The organism is Leifsonia sp. C5G2, assembly GCF_013359685.1.
GTDB lineage: Bacteria > Actinomycetota > Actinomycetes > Actinomycetales > Microbacteriaceae > Leifsonia.
Window position 1 is genome coordinate 78,502 of sequence record NZ_JABFMV010000011.1, and the last position, 20,064, is coordinate 98,565.

At 71.9% G+C, this 20,064-nt stretch carries 20 protein-coding genes; 10 read left to right on the forward strand and 10 right to left on the reverse strand.

What is annotated here, in order from left to right; translation table 11 throughout:
• Nucleotides 1-13: 13 nt before the first annotated feature.
• On the forward strand, nt 14-496 hold the full coding sequence (locus HNO83_RS14550) for a hypothetical protein (protein WP_175338241.1): 483 nt from the start codon (nt 14-16) through the stop codon (nt 494-496).
• Nucleotides 497-589: 93 nt separating this feature from the next.
• Here HNO83_RS14550 and HNO83_RS14555 read toward each other — a convergent pair whose 3' ends face one another.
• From HNO83_RS14555 to HNO83_RS14565, 3 genes are read right to left on the reverse strand one after another with little or no spacing between them, the layout of a single operon-like run.
• Nucleotides 590-1,432 (reverse strand): NAD(P)-dependent oxidoreductase, encoded by an 843-nt coding sequence (locus tag HNO83_RS14555; RefSeq protein ID WP_175338242.1) that lies wholly within the window; start codon nt 1,430-1,432, stop codon nt 590-592.
• A 46-nt stretch (nt 1,433-1,478) separates the two neighbouring features.
• Nucleotides 1,479-2,702 carry an RNA polymerase sigma factor gene (locus HNO83_RS14560; protein WP_175338243.1) on the reverse strand — a complete coding sequence of 408 codons (1,224 nt, stop codon included), beginning with the start codon at nt 2,700-2,702 and terminating at the stop codon, nt 1,479-1,481.
• 6 nt (nt 2,703-2,708) lie between these two features.
• Nucleotides 2,709-3,050 (reverse strand): YciI family protein, encoded by a 342-nt coding sequence (locus HNO83_RS14565; protein ID WP_175338244.1) that lies wholly within the window; start codon nt 3,048-3,050, stop codon nt 2,709-2,711.
• A gap of 206 nt (nt 3,051-3,256) precedes the next feature.
• On the opposite strand from HNO83_RS14565, the gene HNO83_RS14570 reads away from it, so the two are divergent.
• Nucleotides 3,257-4,378 carry a baeRF11 domain-containing protein gene (locus HNO83_RS14570; protein ID WP_175338245.1) on the forward strand — a complete coding sequence of 374 codons (1,122 nt, stop codon included), beginning with the start codon at nt 3,257-3,259 and terminating at the stop codon, nt 4,376-4,378.
• On the opposite strand, the gene HNO83_RS14575 is transcribed toward HNO83_RS14570, so the two are convergent.
• From HNO83_RS14575 to HNO83_RS14585, 3 genes are read right to left on the reverse strand one after another with little or no spacing between them, the layout of a single operon-like run.
• Nucleotides 4,379-4,885, reverse strand: a complete 507-nt coding sequence (locus HNO83_RS14575) for a DUF2017 domain-containing protein (RefSeq protein ID WP_175338246.1) — start codon at nt 4,883-4,885, stop codon at nt 4,379-4,381.
• Nucleotides 4,882-5,184 carry an ATP-dependent Clp protease adapter ClpS gene (clpS, locus tag HNO83_RS14580; RefSeq protein WP_175338247.1) on the reverse strand — a complete coding sequence of 101 codons (303 nt, stop codon included), beginning with the start codon at nt 5,182-5,184 and terminating at the stop codon, nt 4,882-4,884. The genes HNO83_RS14575 and clpS overlap by 4 nt, the downstream gene beginning before the upstream one ends.
• Complete coding sequence (locus tag HNO83_RS14585) at nt 5,181-6,956, reverse strand: glycoside hydrolase family 15 protein (protein WP_175338248.1); 1,776 nt, start codon at nt 6,954-6,956, stop codon at nt 5,181-5,183. Before HNO83_RS14585 ends, clpS begins: the two co-directional genes overlap by 4 nt.
• Nucleotides 6,957-6,985: 29 nt before the next feature.
• Between HNO83_RS14585 and HNO83_RS14590 the strand changes: the two genes are divergently transcribed.
• Complete coding sequence (locus HNO83_RS14590; protein WP_175338310.1) at nt 6,986-8,362, forward strand: glucose-6-phosphate dehydrogenase; 1,377 nt, start codon at nt 6,986-6,988, stop codon at nt 8,360-8,362.
• A 74-nt stretch (nt 8,363-8,436) separates the two neighbouring features.
• Entirely contained in the window at nt 8,437-8,775 is a 339-nt protein-coding gene (locus HNO83_RS14595) for a DUF4190 domain-containing protein (RefSeq protein WP_175338249.1), read from the forward strand.
• Between the two features lie 52 nt (nt 8,776-8,827).
• Here HNO83_RS14595 and HNO83_RS14600 read toward each other — a convergent pair whose 3' ends face one another.
• Both HNO83_RS14600 and HNO83_RS14605 read right to left on the reverse strand, forming a co-directional pair.
• The gene (locus tag HNO83_RS14600) at nt 8,828-9,319 is read right to left on the reverse strand and encodes a hypothetical protein (RefSeq protein ID WP_349627220.1); all 492 of its coding nucleotides are present in this window, start codon (nt 9,317-9,319) and stop codon (nt 8,828-8,830) included.
• Nucleotides 9,320-9,471: 152 nt separating this feature from the next.
• Entirely contained in the window at nt 9,472-9,660 is a 189-nt protein-coding gene (locus HNO83_RS14605; protein ID WP_249776747.1) for a hypothetical protein, read from the reverse strand.
• Nucleotides 9,661-9,722: 62 nt separating this feature from the next.
• On the opposite strand from HNO83_RS14605, the gene HNO83_RS14610 reads away from it, so the two are divergent.
• Nucleotides 9,723-10,877 carry an SLC13 family permease gene (locus HNO83_RS14610; protein WP_175338251.1) on the forward strand — a complete coding sequence of 385 codons (1,155 nt, stop codon included), beginning with the start codon at nt 9,723-9,725 and terminating at the stop codon, nt 10,875-10,877.
• 73 nt (nt 10,878-10,950) lie between these two features.
• Here HNO83_RS14610 and HNO83_RS14615 read toward each other — a convergent pair whose 3' ends face one another.
• Together HNO83_RS14615 and HNO83_RS14620 are read right to left on the reverse strand one after the other, a co-directional pair.
• The gene (locus HNO83_RS14615; protein WP_175338252.1) at nt 10,951-12,921 is read right to left on the reverse strand and encodes a YhgE/Pip domain-containing protein; all 1,971 of its coding nucleotides are present in this window, start codon (nt 12,919-12,921) and stop codon (nt 10,951-10,953) included.
• Entirely contained in the window at nt 12,918-15,800 is a 2,883-nt protein-coding gene (locus HNO83_RS14620) for an MMPL family transporter (protein ID WP_175338253.1), read from the reverse strand. The genes HNO83_RS14615 and HNO83_RS14620 overlap by 4 nt, the downstream gene beginning before the upstream one ends.
• A 119-nt stretch (nt 15,801-15,919) precedes the next feature.
• Here HNO83_RS14620 and HNO83_RS14625 point away from each other — a divergent pair, with 119 nt between their 5' ends.
• The 5 genes from HNO83_RS14625 (at nt 15,920) to otsB (ending at nt 20,047) form a co-directional block, all read left to right on the forward strand.
• Nucleotides 15,920-16,618, forward strand: coding sequence for a TetR family transcriptional regulator (locus tag HNO83_RS14625; protein WP_175338254.1), 699 nt, complete (start codon nt 15,920-15,922; stop codon nt 16,616-16,618).
• A 35-nt stretch (nt 16,619-16,653) separates the two neighbouring features.
• Nucleotides 16,654-17,364, forward strand: coding sequence for a GDSL-type esterase/lipase family protein (locus tag HNO83_RS14630; protein ID WP_249776748.1), 711 nt, complete (start codon nt 16,654-16,656; stop codon nt 17,362-17,364).
• Entirely contained in the window at nt 17,283-17,567 is a 285-nt protein-coding gene (locus HNO83_RS20450; RefSeq protein WP_249776749.1) for an SGNH/GDSL hydrolase family protein, read from the forward strand. The genes HNO83_RS14630 and HNO83_RS20450 overlap by 82 nt, the downstream gene beginning before the upstream one ends.
• A 156-nt stretch (nt 17,568-17,723) precedes the next feature.
• The gene (gene otsA, locus HNO83_RS14635; protein ID WP_349627221.1) at nt 17,724-19,196 is read left to right on the forward strand and encodes an alpha,alpha-trehalose-phosphate synthase (UDP-forming); all 1,473 of its coding nucleotides are present in this window, start codon (nt 17,724-17,726) and stop codon (nt 19,194-19,196) included.
• Between the two features lie 26 nt (nt 19,197-19,222).
• Nucleotides 19,223-20,047: a trehalose-phosphatase gene (otsB, locus tag HNO83_RS14640; protein WP_175338255.1), complete on the forward strand. Its 825-nt coding sequence runs from the start codon at nt 19,223-19,225 to the stop codon at nt 20,045-20,047.
• Nucleotides 20,048-20,064: the final 17 nt, after the last annotated feature.

Sequence of the window (20,064 nt, forward strand, 5' to 3'; positions counted from 1 at the left end):
GAGGGGGGATCTCATGCGAGAGAAGGTGCTTTCCACGGCGCTCGTCGTGGCCCTGAGCGCGGTGCTGACGGGGTGCGTCGGAGCGCCTCCGCCGCTTCGGACGTCGTCACCGGCGGGTACCACGCAGAAGTCGACCGGTGGCGGAGGCGCATCCTCGCCGACGCCGGCGCGAACGCCGTCGCAACCGTCCGCCGGTTCGTCGTCGGCGCCGCGGGCCGGAGAGAGCGACGCTCGCCAGGCCTGTCAGATCGTGAGCACCGGGCTGGCGAGCGGCTCCATCGGCGTGCCCGCGGACCCGGCGGCGCTGGCACCGGCGACCGAGGCGGCCCAGCGAGCAGTGAAGGCGGACCCGTCATGGAGCTCACTGGCCAGTGCGCTGTCGAGCTTCGTCGAGGGGGCGACGGCTGCGCAGCCGGAGGTCCAGAAGGTCAATCGCGACCTGGCCGCGCTCGACACGCAGTGCTCGCCGATCGGGGCGCCGATGCCCGCCAACTGAGGTCCCGACCGACCAACCGACAGCTCCTGAGTTCTTCCGCCTCTACTCGTCGTGTCGCCCGATCAACTCAGGAACTATTGGCGAGCGGACGGGTCAGCGGTCTCGGGCGATGATCGAGAAGTCCTCCTCGCCGTGGCCGGCGTCCACGGCGCGCTGCAGTTCGGCGGCCACGAGGGCGGCGGCGGGAAGCGGGGTGTCGGCGGTCGCCAGCATGAGGCGCAGGTCCTTGGCGAGCAGGGCGGCGGAGAACTGCGTGTCGCCGAAGTCGCCGGAGGCCACGACCAGGCCCTTCATCGAGGCGATCGGGGCGATCGTGGTGAGGGGCAGCAGCGACAGCACCTCGTCGGTCGACAGGCCTCCCGCCGTGCCCAGCCGCAGCGTCTCGCTCAGCGCCTCCATCGAGATCGCGAGCGCGAGGTTCGCGACGAGCTTGGCCGATGCGGCCTTCGCCGGGGAGTCGAACGTGCGGATCTTGTCGGGGTCGGCCCACAGGCTGACCACCGACCGGGCCTCGCGGGCGGCGTCGTGCTCGCCGCCGATGAGCACGGCCAGGCCGCCGGCCCGGGCCGGCGCGAGCGACCCGACGACGGGCGAGTGGACGTAGCGCACTCCCGCCCGCTCGGCCCACCCCGCGAAGTCGCCGGCGTCGGACGGGGCGACCGTGGTGACATCGATCCACAGCGCGCCGGAGGGGATCGGCAGCGACGGGTCGAGCACGGTCTCGCGGACGGCGTCCGGGCCGAACAGCACGGTGACGACGACCTCGGCGCCTTCCACGGCGTCGGCGGCCGACGATGCGATGCGCGCACCGCGGCGGCCGATGGTCTCCGCAGGTCCCGGGGAGCGGTTCCAGGCGGTCACGCGATGGCCGGCGTCGATCAGGTGCGGCACGAGTTCGCGGCCCATACGGCCGAGTCCGAGGAAGGCGATGTCCATGACCCCACTCTGCGCCTGACCGGACACCGGGGGAAGGGGCGGAGGCTCAGCCGGTGAGCGCCGCGCGGCGACCCAGGAGGAAGGCGCGCTCCGCCTCGCCGGTGCAGAGGGCGGCGGCGGCCTCGTACTCGTCGGCCGCCTCCTCGAGCCGACCGGCGCGGGCGAGCAGTCCGGCGCGGATGCCGTGCAGCAGGTAGAAGCTCGCCAGCCGCTCGCGCAGCGGTTCGACCGCGTCCAGCGCGGCGACCGGACCCTCCACTTCGGCGACCGCGACCGCGCGATTGAGGGCGACGACCGGTGTGGAAGCGACGCGCAGCAGCTGGTCGTACAGCAGCACGATCTGCCGCCAGTCGGTCGCGCCGGCCGACGGCGCGTCGTCGTGCACCGCCTGGATGGCCGCCTGCAGCTGGTACGGGCCGGGGCGGCCGCGGCGCAGGCACTCCCGCACGATGTCGTGCCCCTCGGCGATCAGCGCCGCGTTCCAGAGGGAGCGGTCCTGCTCCGGCAGCGGGACCATCAGTCCTGCGGCGTCGACCCGCGCCGCGCGCCGCGCATCCACGAGCAGCAGCAGGGCGAGCAGCCCCTGCACCTCCTCCTCGTCGGGCAGCAGCGACCGCAGCACGCGTGCGAGCCGGACCGCCTCGTCGCACAGCTCCTCGCGCACCAGCCGGTCGCCGGCGCTCGCCGCGTAGCCCTCGCTGAAGATGAGGTACAGCACCGACAGCACCGACCGGAGCCGCTGCGCAAGGTCGGCGGAGGACGGGATTCGGTACGGGATGCGCGCATCCCGGATCTTGGCCTTCGCCCGCGACAGGCGCTGCCCCATCGTGGCCTCGGGCACGAGGAACGCCCGCGCGATCTCGGCCGTGCTCAGGCCGCCCAGCAGCCGCAGGGTGAGGGCGACGCGCGCCTCCGGCGACAGGGAGGGGTGGCAGCAGGTGAAGATCAGCCGCAGCCGGTCGTCGGGGATGTCGTCGGGCGCGGAGTCCGGTTCGGACAACGCGGCGAGCTGCACGGCCTCGGCCTCCCGTGACCGTCCGACCCCCTCCCGGCGCAGCCGGTCGATCGCCCGCCGCCGGGCGGTGGTGATGATCCATCCGGCGGGCGCAGGCGGGATGCCGTCGCGCGGCCAGCGCTCGACGGCGACCGCGAACGCCTCCTGCACCGCGTCCTCGGCGCGGTCGAGATCGCCGAGGACGCGGTACAGCACGGAGACGGCGCGGCCGTATTCATGGCGGAAGATCCGCTCGATGCGGGCATCGTCTTCCATCGGGGTTCAGCCGCGGAAGGGCCGCACCTCGATGGGGAGGGTGGTCGCCAGGGCGAGGCGGCGGCCCCACTCGAGCGCCGCATCCAGGTCGGGCACGTCGACGATCGAGAACCCGCCGAGGTGCTCCTTGCCCTCCGCGAACGGGCCGTCGGTGACGAGCACCTCGCCGTCGCCGGGGCGCAGGACGGTCGCGGAGGACGGCGGCAGCAGCCCGTTCGAGAACACCCACACGCCGGAGGTGCGCATGTCGGAGTCCACGGCGGTGACGTCGCGGTCGATCCGCGCCATCACGTCGGGCGCGGGCATCGGGCCGTCGGGCTCGATGACGCTGAGGAGATACTGGGTCATGATGGTGATCCTTCCCGAGCGCCCGGGTCGGTGGGAAGGGGCGCTCTCACCGTCTATACGAACGTCCCACCCCTATTTCGACACGTCGCGCTCCAGCGACGCCACACCGATCTTGGAGTAAGTCGACGCCGGTCTTGTGGAGCCCCCGCGGTCAGACAAGACTGGGCGGCACGCGATCACGCCATCGCCGGGTGAGAGGAGCTCTCGTGGAGTACAAGGACGTTCCCACCAAAGCCGACGTGGAGCGCATCGCCGCCTTCCGTCAGCCCGGATGCGTGAGCATCTACCTGCCGACGGGCACCACGCCTCCGGAAGCCGACCGGGCCAGGATCGAGCTCAAGAACCACCTCGCCTCGGCGGTCCGCGCTCTCGAAGCCCTCGAGGTTCCGCGGGCGCGCATCCAGGCCGCGCACGCGGAAGGCGAGCGCATCCTCGACGACCGCGACTTCTGGCGCTACCAGTCCCGGTCCCTCGCGGTGTTCCTCGACGGGGAGCTGGCCGAGACGTTCCGGCTGCCGAACCGCCTCGGGACGTCCTGCGAGGTCACCGACCGCTTCTACGTGAAGCCGCTGCTGCGGGCGCTGACGTTCCCGCAGACCGCGCTCATCCTGGCGCTGGCCGGCAACTCGGTGCGGCTGCTGCAGCTGACGCCCGACCGGCCGCCGGAGCGGATCGACGTGCCGGGCATGCCGAAGGACGTCGCCGACGCCGTCGGGCTGGCCTCGGTGAGCGGCCGGTCGCCGGACGGCCGCATCCAGGGCTCGGAGGGGCAGAAGGTGCGGTACCTGGAGTATGTGCAGGCGATCGAGCGCGCCCTGCACCCGCTGCTCGCGAACTCGACCGAGCCGCTCATCCTCGCCGCCGCCGAGCCGCTGATCGGCATCTTCCGCGGGGCGGGGGAGCACCCGCGGCTCGTGCCGGAGGTCATCGCCGGCAACCCGGAGGACAAGACCGACGAGGAACTCGCGACGGCCGCCCGCGGCGTGCTCGACCGGCTCTACGCGGGCAAGGTCGCCGAGTTGCGCGAGACGTACGAGAGCCGGATCGCTGCGGGCACGGCGCTGGTCGACCTGAGCGACATCGCCCGCGCCGCCACGTTCGGCGCGGTGGAGTCGCTCATCATCGACATCGATCGCCGGGTGCCCGGGACGGTCGACGAGACGACGGGCGCGATCACGCTCGCGCCGGAGGACGAGCCGGGCGACTACGGCGTCGTCGACGAGATCCTTCGCCGCGCGCTGGCCTCCAAGGCGAAGGTCTACGCCCTCCGCGCGGAGGATGTGCCGGGCGGAGGACCGGCGGCGGCCGCCATCCGCTTCCCCGTCTGATCAGCGGCGGGGCCGCAGCGCCAGCACCAGGAACTCCTGGACCGCGGCGAGCCAGTCGTAGACGGCCCGCTGCATCGCCGACTCCTCGTCGTGGACATCGCCCTCGTCGCCGTCCTGCCGGATCCCGAGCCGCGCCGCCAGCACCAGGCGCACGTCCGTGATCGTCCGCAGCCACGCGGTCGCCTGCACGTCGTCCAGCACCACCTCCACCCGGGAACTCCCGGCCGAGCCAGCCAGGGTGTCCACCACCGTGAGCGCGGCGGCCTCCTTGCGATCGGCCAGCCCCGGCGCAGTGAACCGCCGGAACTCGGCCGACGCCTCCGGGTCGTCCGGGTAGGCGTCCGGCAGCAGCCGGCCGAGCGCGGGGTCGGCGATCGCGTTCTCCGGGGAGGCGGCAGCCCGGGCGAGCTCGACGGCCTCCTCGGCGAGCGACAGCAGCAACTGCGCCTCGCCCGGCTCGAAGCGCGCCGAGACGCGGCCGTCCCTGCGGCGGCGGAACGGGATCACGCGTCCGCCTTCGTCAGCGTCGCCCAGAGGCCGTAGTCGTGCATGGCCTCCACGTGCCGCTCCATCTCCTCGCGCGTGCCCGTCGCGACGACCGCGCGGCCCTCGGTGTGCACCAGCATCATCAGCCGCTCCGCCTCCTTCCGCGGGAACCCGAAGTAGGTCTGGAAGACGTAGGTGACGTAGCTCATCAGGTTGACCGGGTCGTTCCACACGATCGTGACCCACGGCGACCCGAGCTGCAGCAGCTCGTCCGTGCCGGTCTCCTCGAGCGTGCCTGCGGCCGTCGAGGTGCCGGTCACAGCGGGACGCCCCCGATCGCGTCCGCGGCGCGCACCAGCGCCAGATGGGTGAGCGCCTGCGGGGTGTTGCCGGCGTGCGACCGCCCGTCGACGTCGTATTCCTCGGAGAGCATGCCGACGTCGTTGGCCAGCCCGACCAGCCGGTCCATCAGCCGGGTCGCGTCCTCCAGCCGTCCGGAGGCGGCGTACTGCTCGGCGAGCCAGAACGAGCAGGCGAGGAAGGGATGCTCGCCGGGCGGCAGGCCGTCCACCCCGCTCTCCGTGCGGTAGCGCAGCAGCAGGCCGTCGCGGAGCAGATCCTCCTCGAGCGCCCGCACGGTGCCCAGCATCCGCGGGTCGTCGGGCGAGACGTAGCCCACCTGCGCCAGCTGCAGCAGGGAGGCGTCCACCTCGGTGCTGCCGTAGTGCTGCACGTAGGTGCCGCGGTGCTGGTCCCAGCCGTTCGTCTCGATGTCGGCGCGGATGGCGTCCCGCTCGCGCTTCCAGCGCTCCGCCGGGCCGTCGAGGCCGTACTCCTCGACGGCGCGCACGGCGCAGTCGAAGGCGGCCCACACCAGCGCGCGGGAGTGCGTGAACTGTCGCGGCTTGTCGCGGATCTCCCAGATCCCGTGGTCCGGGTCGCGCCAGTGCTGCTCCAGGTAGCCCATCAGGGCGCGCTGCAGCGCCCACGAGAAGCGGGTCTCGGCGACGCCGGCGCGGCGGCCGCGGTCGAGGCCGAGCATGACCTCGCCGATCACATCGGCCTGGAACTGGTTGGATGCGTCGTTGCCGAGCCGCACCGGGCTCGCGCCCTGGTAGCCGGGCAGGCTGTCGATGATCCGCTCGGAGAGATCCCGCTCGCCGGCCAGGCCGTACATGATCTGCACCTCGCCCGGGTCGCCCGCGATCGCACGGAGCAGCCAGTCGCGCCAGTGGTCGACGTAGTCGATGTAGCCGTGGGCGAGGAGGACGCCGATCGTGAGGGAGGCGTCCCGCAGCCAGACGTAGCGGTAGTCCCAGTTGCGCTCGCCGCCGAACGACTCCGGCAGCGAGGTCGTGGCCGCGGCGACGATGCCGCCGGTCTCCAGGTGAGACAGGGCGCGCAGCAGGAGCAGCGAGCGCACCACCTCGTCGCGGTAGGGCCCCTGGTGGCTCGCACGGCTCGCCCAGTCGGTCCACCACTCGCGGGTGTGCTGCAGGGCGGCCTCCACATCCAGGTGCTCCGGCGGCTCGCGGTGCGACGGGTACCAGGTGAGGGTCAGGTCGACGGTCTGTCCCGCACGAACGGTGAAGTCGCCCTCGTGCGTGTGGTCGGCCGGGTGCAGCTCGGCGCCGCGCACGACGATCGCGTCCGGGCCGGCGACGGCGACGAGCGCATGCGGCCGCTCCGACTTCTCCTGCCGCACCCACGGGATCGCCGTGGCGTACCCGAACCGGATGCGCAGGTCCTGGTGCATCCGCACGGTGCCGCGGACGCCGCGCACGCGCCGGATGACGTCCGCCCGGTGGTCGCCCATCGGCATGAGGTCGGTGACCTCCACCTCGCCGTCGGCCGTGCGCCAGCGGGTGACGAGGATCATGGTGTCCTTCTCGTACCGGCGGGTGCTCGTGGCGGACGGGTCCGCGGGCGCGACCAGCCAGCGGCCGTGGTCCTCGGTGCCGAGCAGGGAGCCGAACATCGAGCGGGAGTCGTAGCGCGGAAGGCACAGCCAGTCGATGCTGCCGTCCTTGCCGACGAGGGCCCCGGTGAAGCAGTCACTGATCAGGGCGTAATCCTCGATAGGGAGCGACATATTCCCAGTATGGACGTACTGTGATCGACATGACGCAGTCCGTGGACACTCTGGTGATTCTCGGAGCATCCGGCGATCTCACGTCGAGGCTCCTCCTCCCTGCCATCGGACAGCTGCTCACCGACCAGCCCGAGCGCACCTTCACGCTGATCGGGTCGAGCAGCGACGACCTCGACGACGACGCCTGGCGGAAGATCGTCGCGACGTCGTTCTCGACGGTGGACGCGAAGGGGCCGACGGTCGACAAGCTGCTGAAGGAGACCCGCTACGTGAAGGCGGACGCCACGAGCGCGGACGACCTGAAAGGCCTGCTCGCCGACGCGGACGGCGTGCCCGCGCTCTACTTCGCGCTGCCGCCGGCCGTCGCCGCGAAGGCGTGCGAGGCGCTCGGGACGTTCGACCTGCCCGAGGGTCTGACGCTCGCGCTGGAGAAGCCCTTCGGCACCGACCGGGAGAGCGCCATCCGCCTGAACGCGACGCTGGCGAAGCTGGTGCCCGAGGACCGGATCCACCGGGTGGACCACTTCCTCGGCCGGTCCAGCGTGTTCAACATCCTCGGTGTGCGGTTCGCCAACAGCATCCTGGAGCCGCTGTGGAACGGCCTCCACATCGAGCGCGTCGACGTGATCTACGACGAGACGCTGGCGCTGGAGGGCCGCGCCCGCTACTACGACGGCGCCGGCGCGCTGATGGACATGATCCAGAGCCATCTGCTGCAGGTGATGGCGGTGCTCGCGATGGAGCCGCCGTCGACCCTGGGGGAGGCCGACCTCCGCGACGCCAAGGAGATCGTGCTGCGGGCGACCCGGGTGTGGGGCGACGACCCGGAGAAGGCGAGCCGGCGTGCGCGCTACGCCGCGGGGGAGGTCGACGGCAAGAAGCTGCCCGCGTACGCCGACGAGCAGGGCGTCGACCCGTCGCGCGAGACGGAGACGCTCGCCGAGCTCACGCTGCAGATCGACACCTGGCGTTGGAAGGGCGTGCCGTTCACGCTGCGATCGGGCAAGGCCCTCGGCGGCAGGCGGCGCGAGATGGTCATCACCTTCACGCCCGCGCAGCACATCCCGACGGGACTGAAGGGCACGATGGAGCCGGCCAAGCTGCGGCTGCTGTTCGCGCCGGACTCGATGTCGTTCGAGATCAACATCAACGGCAGCGACGACCCGTTCGAGCTGGAGCGCGCATCGCTCACGGCGGACTTCGGCCCGGGCGCGCTCCTGGCCTACGGCGAGGTGCTGGAGGGCATCCTCGACGGCGACCCGTCGCTGTCGGTCCGCGCCGACACGGCCGTGGAGTGCTGGCGGATCGTGGAGCCGGTGCTGAAGGCCTGGCGCGAAGGCCGCGTGCCGCTGCAGGAGTACCCGGCGGGATCGGAAGGGCCGGAGGACTGGAAGCAGCTCGGCTGACTTTCGTCACGATCCGGTGGAGGGCCAGTCTCTACCTGAGTGGAGATCGCTCGCCACGACGAAAGGACGCGCCCATGAACACTTCAGCTGCACCCCCGGCTCCGGTCTCATCCCCGGCCCAGAAGACCAACGTGCTCGCCATCGTGGCGCTGGCGACCTCCTTCGTCGTCGGCCTGGCGGGCATCGTCTGCGGCGCCATCGCGCTCGGCCAGATCAAGCGCCGCGGCGAAGGGGGCCGTGGCCTCGCGATCGCCGGTATCGTCGTCGGGTCGGTGACGACGTTCCTGTCGGTCCTCGGCGTCGTGGCGATCATCCTCGCGTTCGCGGGCCTGTTCGGCGGCATCGCGGCGACCTGCGCGGAACTCGGACCCGGGGTGCATGAGGTCGGCGGCGTGACGTACACCTGCGGCTGAGACCAGCGGCGTCGTGTTGCCGAGGTGCTGCGGCGGTGACTCGCTTCGGGCCTCAGGCCGCGGAGCGGTGCGAGACCAGCGGGAACTCGCCGGTCACGGGCTTGCGGAGGTCGGTCCACTGGGTGATCGGCGCGGGCTCCCAGCCGAAAGCGGCGGGCTCGGCCTCGGCGGCGGGGGCGGCCTCGACAGCGGGAGCGGGGGCGTCGTTCGCTTCGACCGCGGCGGCCGGTGCCTCGGCGGCGACGTGCGCGGCGGGCTGCTCGGCGGTCGCGGTCGGCGCGTCTGCGACGGTGGCGGCGAGGTGCTGCGGCTCGGAGAGCGACTCGCCGGCATCGAGGCGGCGACGTGCCTCCGCGATGGCCGCGGCGATGCCCACCGAGACGGACTGCGCGAGGATCGAGTGGAAGATCGTGTCGGTGTCGTCCTGAGCGCGGCGAACGACCGTCCACTCGCCGTCCTCTCCGATCAGCTCGGCGACCTTGGCGTGGACGAGCTCAAGGATCTGCGCATCCGTCAGCTGGGGTACCGGCGCCGCCGGAACCACGGCAACGTGCCGCCTACGACCAAACATCGCGCACCCCTTCCAGGTTCACCTGAATACAAGTGTCCTGGACGTTCGCCGCGTGTTCCTGCTGGACACGCCGGGAAAGTTGCGGAAATCCGCGGGTCAGCGGCCCTTTCGTGCGCCCACGCGGGCTAATCGCGCTCGGACGCCTCCTTCGACTCCTCGAGCACGGCCCCGACGGCCAGGACGAGCGAGATCCCGGCGTTGATCCACATGAGCGGGATCCGCCAGTCCCGCGGGCCGTTCTTCGACGACTGGACCGTGGTCCACAGGCCGATGACCGCGCTGATGATGGCGCCGTTGAAGAGGTACTTGCGCATCCCGTTCCTTTCGGTGTCGTCCCGTAGCGTACGCTTCCTTAGTCGGGACCGGGAGGAGTGGGATGCGCACCGCGATCGTGGGCGCCGTGCTGCTCGTCCTCGGAGGGGTCGCCGTCGCGACCGGCCTGCTGCCCGTCCCCGAGGTGGTCGAGCTGTGGGACCGGGTCTGGCCCATCCTGCTCTTCGTCATCGCGATCACGGTCGTCACCGAGCTCGCCGCCGAGGCCGGCGTCTTCACCGTCCTGGCCCAGCAGACCGCACGCTGGGGCCGAGGCCGCGCCTGGCTGCTCTGGCTGCTGGTGGTGCTGGTCGCAGCGCTCAGCACGATCTTCCTCTCGCTCGACACCACCGCCGTGCTGCTCACGCCCGTGGTCATCGTGCTGGCTCGCCATGCCGGGCTGAACCCGCTGCCGTTCGCCCTGACGACCGTGTGGATGGCGAACGCCGGCTCCCTGCTGCTCCCGGTGTCCAACCTGACGAACCTGCTGGCCCAGCACTCGATGGGCGACCCGTCACCCGCCGCCTTCGCCGCACTCATGTTCGCCCCCGCGATCGTGGCGATGGTGGTGCCGATGGTCGTCGTCTTCGTCATCGCCCGGCGCTCGCTGCTCGTCCGCTACGAGACGGGGGAGGAGGACGGCATCGAGGATCCCGTGCTGTTCTGGGTGTCCGGCGCGGTCGTGGTCGTGCTGGTGCCGCTCCTCGTCTCCGGCCTGCCGGTGTGGCTGCCGACGACCGTCGCGGCCGTCGTGCTCGCCGTGCTGTTCCTGGTCCGTCGCCGCAGCGTCGTGCGCTTCGGGCTGCTGCCGTGGCAGCTGGTGCTGCTCGCCTCCGGCCTGTTCCTGTTCATCGAGGCGCTGCACGCGGCCGGGCTCGGGACGCTGCTGGCCAGCGTCTCCGGGACCGGCGAGTCGCCGCTCGCGCTGCTCCGGCTGTCGCTCACCGGGCTCGTCGGCGCGAACGCGATCGACAACCTGCCCGCCTACCTCGCGCTGGAGCCGGTCGCCCAGAGCCCCGTCCGGCTCGCGGCGCTGCTCATCGGCGTGAACGCCGGGCCGCTGATCACGCCGTGGGCGTCGCTGGCGACGCTGCTCTGGCACCAGCGGCTGACCAGCTTCGACGTCGAGATCCGCTGGAGCCGCTATGTGCTCCTCGGCCTGCTCGTCGCCCCGGTCACCGTCGTCCTGGCGACGCTGGCCCTCGCCTACCTGGGCTGACCGACGGATACATGGGACGCGACACGCCGTAGACGGTGTCGCGTCTGCGGCGTGTCGCGTCCCATCGATGCGGCTATTCGGCGGGGAGAAGCTGCGCGGCGTTGATGACGCGGCGCCGCGCCACCGCGATCAGCGCCAGGGCGAAGCCGAACGCCGCCCACAGCAGTAGTCCGCCGAGGCCGCGCCAGGCGTCCGTCGTGCCCTCGACGGCGCCTTGCATGGCGGTGATCGCGGGGGAGGTGGGCAGCCAGGGCAGCGCCGCGTCGAAGAAGGTCGGCGCGGTCGACACGATGCCGGAGGCGAGCGTCACCACCACGACGAGCATCGAGACGAACCGCCCGACCCCGCCGAACAGCGCGGCGAGACCGTGGTTGACCGCGGCGAACGCGACCCCGGCCGCGGCGGCCAGCCCGGCGAACCCGAACCAGTGGCCGACATCGAGGCCGAGCGCCGGCGTCATCACGGCCGCGACCAGGACGCCCTGCACCACGCCGAGCGCCGCGGCGGGCACGAAGCCGTCGAGCGCGATCCGTCCGGCGGCGCGGGAGGTCAGCAGGGCCCGGCGCGAGAGCGCCTGGAGCACCAGGAAGGTCGCCAGTGCCCCCAGCCACAGGGCGACGGACGCGAACAGCGGGATGCTGGACGTGCCGAACGCCTGATCGCCCGAGGTCTTCTGCGTGACGGGCTCGGCGGCGACGGAGGCCAGGCTGGTCCGCTCGCCCTTGTCGTACGCCGGCAGCTGCTTGACCGCCGTGTGGAGTCCGGTGGCCAGCGAGGCGGCGCCCGCGGCCGACTGGTCGGCGGCGGAGGCGAGCGCCGGGATCCCGTCGCTCAGCTGCTGCGCACCGGTCGCCAGCTGCTGCGCGCCGTCCGCGGACTGCGACGCGCCGGAGGCGAGGGCCGACGCCCCCGATGCCGACTGCGCGGCGCCGCTGGAGAGTTGCGAGGCGGCGCCGGCCGCCTGTCCGAGGCCGGTCACCAGCTGATCCGTCTTGCCCGCGACCGTGTCGACGCCGACTTGCGCGATCGTCGCGTTCGTGATGCCGTCCTTCAGCGTCGGGATCTGCCCCTGCACCGCCTGGCACAGGCTGCCGAGCTCGGGGCTCGTCGCGATCGCCGCCGGGGTGCACGAGGAGGACAGGGCCGCACCGATCTTCGTCGTCGCACTCGTGACGTCGCTCGCCGCGGTGCCGGCATTCCCGCTCAGCGAGCGAAGACCGCCGGGCAGCGCCGCCGTCTCGTCGGCGGTCTGCTGCAACCCCGACGCCAGCGACGATGCCCCGCCGGACAGTTGCTGCACCCCCTCCGACAGCCGTGACGCCCCGGTCGACAGCTGCGACACCCCGGTCGCGAGCGAGGAGGCGCCGCTCGCGAGGGGCGCGGCGCCGTCCGCGAGCTGGTGCGTGCCGCTCGCGAGCTGGGTGAGACCGCTCGCCAGCTGGTCGGCGCCGGTCGCGGCCTTCCCCAGCTGTTCTCCGAGCGTGTTGAAGCCGACGTAGACGTTCTCGATGTAGGTCGAGGTGAGCTGCTTGTTGAGCACCGAGGTCGCCGTCGTCGTGACGGCCTGGCTGATCGCCGGGTCGACAAGCTTCGACTCCGCGCTCGTGCGCACGTCGATCGTCGCCTGCGTCGCGTCCGACGGCGCCCCCGCGGTCGAGGTGGCCGCCTTCGAGAAGTTCTCCGGGATGGTCACGACCGACACGTACTCGCCGCTCGCGAGCCCCTTCGACGCGTCCTTCTGATCGGTCAGCACCCAGGTGAAGTTGTCGTGCGTGCTGTCGAGCAGTCCGGCGCTGAGCTGGCGCCCGAGCGGGACGGTCTGGCCGTTGAGCTTCACCGGCTGGTCGAGGTTCACGACGGCGGCCTTCACCTCGCCGAGCCGCTCGGTCGGGTTCCACAGCGCCCACACGAGCAGGCCGCCGACGACGATCGGCACCAGCAGGATGCCGACGATGGTCAGCCAGGTGACGCGCTTGTCCGAGCGCATCCGCTCCAGTGAGAAGAGCGAGCCGGGGCGGCGGAGCGGGGAAGTGGGGGTGGTCATCGGGCGTCGGCCTTCTCGAGGTGGGCGCCGTGCTGGGCGCGGTCGGGTTCGGGGAGTTCGGGGAGCGCGGTCGCCGCCGGGGGAGCGGCGGCGAGGTCGACCTCGGTCGGCTCGGCCGCATCCGGGAGCAGATCGTCCAGGCCGGCGGGGTCGACGCAGCTGACGACGAGCGCGAACGGCCGCTGCTCCACGCGGGCGCGGCTGAGCGCCGCCGTGAGCTCGGCGTGGATGCGGCGGCGCTCGACCGGGTCGGTCACGGCGTCCGCCGCGTCGAGTGCCAGGAGCTGCGGCCGGCCGGCGAGCGCGTGCCGCACGTCGTCGACGGGCGTCTCGGCGGAGCCCAGCCGCACGATGGCTGTCCTCGACCGCACCGCCGCGCCGCGGGTCGGCAGGACGAAGCCCGCCGCCTTCACGGTGCCGGCGTCGACCTTCGTGCGGCCGGTGACCGCCATGAGCAGCGCGAGCGCGGCGGTGCGGTCGTCTCCGTGCACGACCAGCACCTCGCCGTCGTGCAGCCGGAACGACACGTCGCCGACGAGGCGCTGCCGGCGGGTGCTGACGCCCAGGCCGTCGGCGGCCGCGATCACGCCCTCGCCGTCCTCGGGCCAATCCGCGAGCTCCAGCTCCTTCTGCAAGCCGTCCCCCTCGACGTCGAACGACGGGAGGATGCGGTCGAGCCAGCGCGGCATCCACCAGGCCTTGTCGCCGAGCAGTTGCAGAACGGCGGGCACGAGCGTCATCCGGACGAGGAACGCGTCGACGAACACGCCGACCGCGAGGCCCAGGGCGATCGGCTTGATCGAGGTGTCGCCCTCCGGCACGAAGGCCGCGAACACCGAGATCATGATGATCGCGGCGGCGGTGACGACCTTGGCCGACCCGACGAACCCGCTCTGGATGGCGCGGCGGGCGTCGCCGCCGTGCACGTAGTCCTCGCGGATGCGGCTGACGAGGAACACCTCGTAGTCCATGGCGAGGCCGAACAGCACGCCCATCAGGATGATCGGCATGAACGAGATGATCGGCCCGGTCTTGTCGACGTGCAGGGCGTCGGCCAGCCAGCCCCACTCGAACACCACCGTCACGGCACCGAACGCGGCACCGACCGACAGCAGGTAGCCGAGGGCGGCCTTGATCGGCACCGCGATGGAGCGGAAGACCATGGTGAGCAGGATGAGCGACAGGCCGACCACCAGGATCCCGAACGGCAACAGCGCGCCGCCCAGCCGCGAGGAGACGTCGATCTGCGCCGCCGTGTTGCCGGTGACCTTGAGGTCGACGCCGTACTCGTCGAGGAAGTGCTGGTGCTTCGAGCGGATCTCGGAGACGAGGTCGGCCGTCTTCTGGTCGTCCGGTCCGGTGGTCGGGACGACCTGGACGATCCCGGTGTCCGCCGTCTGGTTCGGCGTCGCGAGCGGCACGGAGGCGACGCCGGGGAGCTGCGCGATCTCGTCGCCGATCTTGGTCATCAGGCCGACCGGGTCCGTGCTGGAGATGATCGATCCGGTGACGATGAGCGGGCCGTTGTAGCCGGGTCCGAAGTGCTCGGAGACGAGGTCGTAGGCGACCCGGGCGGGCGCGCCCTGCGGCTGGGAACCCGCGTCGGGCAGCGCGAGGCGCAGCTGCAGCGCGGGGAGGGCGGCGATGCCGAGCGCCACGATCACGGCGACGACGGTGACGATGGGGAAGCGGATGACGGTCCGCACCCAGCCGCGGAAGAACCCGGGCGGGATGTCGGCCTTTGCGGCGTGGGCGAAGGTGTGCGCGGCGGGTGCGGTGGCCGCCGCCGCCGGTGCGTCGGAGCCGTCGGCCTTCGCGGCCTTCGCGGCCTTCTCCGCCTTCCGCGCGGCCCGCCGTCCCGGCGTCAGGCGGGCTCCGGCGAAGCCGAGCATCGCCGGCGTCAAGGTCAGCGCGACCAGCACGGCGACGCCGACCGCGACGGACGCGGCGATGCCCATGGTCGTGAGGAACGGGATCCCGGCGACCGCGAGCCCGGCGAGCGCGATGATGACGGTGATGCCGGCGAACAGCACTGCCGAGCCCGCGGTCGCCACCGAGCGTGCGGCGGACTCCTCCGGCGGCACCCCCGCCTTCAGCTGACTCTGATGCCGGGAGATGATGAACAGCGAGTAGTCGATGCCGACGGCGAGGCCGAGCATGAGGGCGAGCATCGGCGTCGTCGACGAGATGGACCCGAACAGCGTCGCGATGAAGATCAGGCACATCGAGATCGCGACCCCGAGGATCGCCGTGAGCAGCGGCATCCCGGCGGCCAGGAACGAGCCGAACGTGAGGATGAGGACGATGAGGGCGATTCCGACGCCGATCAGCTCGATGGCCGAGAGCGTCGGCAGGCTCTGCGAGAACAGCTGTCCGCCGACGGCGGACTTGGAGCCCTCCGGCAGCTGCTTCTCGAGGTCGGCCCCCGCCTTCTTCAAGGCGTCCTTGGTCTCGGTGGAGACCGTGGTCGTCTGGCCCTTCAGCTGCACCTGCACGATCGCGGCGGAGCGGTCGTTCGAGATGAGGTCCTTGACCTGGTTCGAGTAGGGGGAGGTGGTGCCGGAGACGCCCGGGATGTCTTTGATCGCAGCGACCGCGTCCTCCACCGGCTGCTTCACGTCGGCGCTGTCGACGGCCTGTCCCTCCGGTGCGACGACGACGATCTGCGCCGTCGTGCCGCTGATCTGCGGGAACGTGCGGCTGAGCGTGTCGAGCGCCTCCTGCGACTCGGTTCCGGGGATGCTGAAGCTGTTGTCGGTGCCCTGGTTGAACAGCAGGGCGCCGCCGCCGAGGAGGGCGAGCAGGCCGATCCAGACGATGACGACCAGCTTCCGGGCGCGGTAGGCCCAGCGGCCGATCGAATACAGCAGCGAGGACACGCGTTCTCCCGGTATGAGTAGCGAAGACGACGGATGAGGTTTCGATACACCGTTGTATCCGTACAGAACCGTATCGGATACACTCTTGTATCGGACCTCGGTTTCAGGAAGGTTTCAGCTTGGACACCACGACTCTCAGAGACGAGCCGCAGAGCGGGCACGACGCTGACGAGCGCGACGACGCGCCCGCCGAATCCGCCCGCCGCCGTCGCACCCGCGCACGGCTGCTCGACGCCGCGTTCGAAGTGTTCGCCGAGCAGGGCGTGCGCGCCGCCAGCGTCGAGACCATCGTGGAGCGGGCGGGCTTCACGCGCGGCGCGTTCTACTCCAACTTCTCTAGCAAAGAGGAGCTCTTCTTCGCCCTGATGGAGCGCGAGAAGGAGATGCGGCTCGAGCAGCTCGAGACCGGCGTCGCCCAGTTCCTGCGGCCGCTCGTCGGCGAGCAGGGGGCCGAGCTCGGCGACGACGACGTCGTGCGCACGGTCACGCGCATCCTGGAGCTGCAGTCCGACGACCCGCGCTGGTGGCTGGTGCAGGCGGAGTTCCGGCTGCTCGCCCTGCGCGACCACACCATCGCCGCCGACTACCTCCGCTACCAGGACGAGTTCTTCGCCGACCTCACCCAGACCGTGGTCGCGGCGCTCACCAGCGCGCGGCGCCGGTTCACGATCGCGCCGGAGGAGGCCGTGCGCGTCATCGCCGAGCTGTGCGCGAACGGGGAGGCGCGGGCCGTGCTCGCCGGCGACGAGCGCACCTTCCCCGAGCGGCTCTCCGAGTCCGTCCCGGCGATCCTGCTCGCTCTCACCGAGCGCGTCTGAGCGTTCGCCAAGGCTTCACCGGTACGCTCGGTCGGATGCGACCCGAAGCACGACGGCACCCGCGCGGCATGGCCGCGCCCGCGCGGTCGCGCGTGCTCCGCGCCGCCGTCGCGCTGCTGGCGGTCGCGGCCGTCGCGACGCTGAGCGCCTGCTCCGGTGCGCCCACCGGTGCCGCGCCGCAGCAGCCCGCGGCGACGGGCGCGCCGACGCCGAGTGCGACGCCGGACCCGTTCCCCAAGCAGCCGCTCACCGCGTCGACGCGCTACGTCGCGCTCGGGGACTCGTTCGCGGCCGGCATGGGCGCGGGCAACGAGAAGGGCAAGTGCCGGCTGAGCTCCGCCGCCTACCCGACGGTGTTCGCGCGGACATCAGGCGTCGACCTGGTCGTGAACGCCGCGTGCGCCGGAGCGACCACCTCCGACCTCCTGAAACACCAGCTGATCGCCCTCGACGACCGCACCGACCTCGTCACCGTGAGCGTGGGCGGCAACGACCTCGGGGTGGCGCAGATCGCGGGCGACTGCGCAGCCGGAAAGGTGACGGCCTGCCGTAACGAGGTGACCGCCGCGCTGTCGCTGCTCAACGTGCTGCCCGACCGTCTGCGCACCACATACTCCGCGATCGCCCAGGCGGCCCCCATGCGCGCATCGTCGTCACGAGCTACGTGCTCCTGTACGACTCGTCCGACCCGAGCGCGAAGGACTTCCAGACCTCCGCCGCGATCAACGCCGCGGCCATCGGCCTGAACGAGGTCATCCGGCAGGCGGTGGAGGAGCAGCGTGCCAAGGGGGTCGCCATGACCTACCTGCCCGTCGACTTCACGGGGCATGCGTTCGGCGACCCGCATCCCTGGCTCAACACCTCGGGCGCCGACATCTTCCACCCGACGGCGGCCGGGTACGCGCAGTACGCCAAGCGGCTGACGCAGCTGCTCGGCACGGCGAAGTAGCCGGGCGGCACGAAGGGGCCTTGGAGGACGCTGGTACCCTGGCTGGTGTCCACCGCGACCCCTCGAGGGAGTTGACCGACCATCAGCACGACGCCCCAACCGACGACCGGATCCACGACAGAGAAGACGCACCAGGAGACCTACGACCTGGTCATCGTGTCCAACCGACTGCCCGTCGACCGGGTGGTCGACGACCGGGGCGAGGCCGACTGGCGACCGTCGCCGGGTGGGCTCGTCGCAGCGCTGGAGCCGATGATGCGCTCCCAGGACGGCGTGTGGATCGGCTGGGCCGGCGTCGCGGGGGAGGACGTCGAGCCGTTCGAGGCCGGCGGGATCAACATCCACCCGGTCCCGCTCTCCGACCAGGAGCTGCAGGAGTACTACGAGGGCTTCTCCAACGACACCCTCTGGCCGCTCTACCACGACGTGATCGCGCAGCCGAGCTACCACCGCGAGTGGTGGGAGAGCTACGTGAGGGTCAACCGCCGGTTCGCGCAAGCGGCCGCGGCGGTCTCCGCGCCCGGCGCCGTCGTCTGGGTGCACGACTACCAGCTGCAGCTGGTGCCCGCGATGCTGCGCGAGGAGCGGCCGGACCTGGTGATCGGCTTCTTCAACCACATCCCGTTCCCGCCCTACGGCATCTACTCTCAGCTTCCCTGGCGCCGGCAGATCATCGACGGGCTGCTCGGCGCCGACGTGATCGGGTTCCAGCGCGTCGCCGACGCCGGCAACTTCTCGCGCGCGGTCCGGCGGCTCAAGGGCTACGAGACCCGCGGTCCGATCATCGAGGTGCCGATCGACACGGACGACCCGAAGGCAGGGTCGCACCGCCACGTCACCACCGACCGGCGCGGCGGGCTCGTCCGCACGGTGCTCGCGCGGGCCTTCCCGATCTCCATCGACGCCGACCAGTACCAGGACCTCGCCCGCCGACCCGAGATCCAGGCGCGGGCGCGCGAGATCCGCGAGGAGCTGGGCAACCCCGAGAAGATCATGCTCGGCGTCGATCGGCTCGACTACACCAAGGGCATCGGTCACCGGCTGAAGGCGTTCGGCGAGCTGCTGGAGGAGGGCCGGCTGAGCGTCGAGGACGTCACCCTCGTGCAGGTCGCCAGCCCCAGCCGCGAGCGGGTCGAGACGTACCGCCAGCTGCGGGACGAGATCGAGCTGACCGTCGGCCGGATCAACGGCGACTACTCCACCCTCGGCCACACCGCCATCGCCTACCTGCATCACGGCTACCCGCGCGAGGAGATGGTCGCCCTCTACCTCGCCGCCGACGTGATGCTGGTGACCGCCCTGCGCGACGGCATGAACCTGGTCGCGAAGGAGTACGTCGCCACGCGCGTCGACGAGGACGGCGTGCTCGTCCTCAGCGAGTTCGCCGGCGCCTCCGACGAACTGCGGCAGGCGCTGCTGATCAACCCGCACGACATCGAGGGCCTGAAGGACACCGTCATGCAGGCGCTGGCGATGCCCAAGCGCGACCGCACCCGCCGGATGCGCGCGCTGCGCAAGAAGGTGCTGACCAACGACGTCGCGCGCTGGTCCGCGTCGTTCCTCGACGCCCTGACGCGGAGCGCCCACGGCGACCACCCGCTGCAGAACCCGCCGGTCAACCGGCGCTGAACCACCCGATCCTCTCCGGAAGACGAATGACGAACACCGCATCCCCGCTGCCTCCTGCCTCCGCCGTCGCGCTCGCGAGCGCGCTGCAGCGGCTGGCCCGCGCCGACCGCCTCCTGCTCGCCCTCGACTTCGACGGGACGCTCGCCCCATTCGTCGACGTTCCCCGCGGCGCGCGGGCGCTGCCGGAGGCGAAGGCCGCGCTCGACCGCCTGGAGCACCTCCCGGACACCTGGGTCGCCTACGTCTCCGGGCGGCCGTTGTCGAGCCTGGAGACCGTGACGGAGGCCGACGAGGACGCGTTGCTGATCGGCTCGCACGGCGTGGAGATCCGCTTCGGCCGCGACGGGGTCTCGCTCGACCTGACAGCCGAGGAGCAGGACCGGCTCGCGCGCCTGGGGGAGGCGCTGCAGGAGCTCGTCGACGACATCCCGTCGACCAAGCTCGAGACCAAGCCCGTGGGCTACGGGGTGCACTACCGGCTCGTGGCGGCGGAGCGCGGACCCGAGGTGGTCGCCCGGGCGCGGGAGGCCGCTGCCGCGATCGGCGACGACCTCACCATCCGCGACGGGAAGGACATCATCGAGTTCTCGGTGCGCGAGGCCCACAAGGGCGACGGCGTCGAGCGGCTGCGCGAGTACACCCAGGCGACCGCCGTCCTCTTCGCGGGCGACGACGTGACCGACGAGGACGGCTTCCGCGTCCTCGACCCGTCCCGCGGCGACGTCGGCATCAAGGTCGGGCGCGGGGAGACTCTCGCGCAGTACCGCGTCGCGGACGAGCGCGCGATCGCGACGCTGCTGACGCTGCTGGCGGAGGCGCGCGCGGCGCACGTGAAGCCGTCCACAGCCTGACGCCGCGGGCCGCTGTC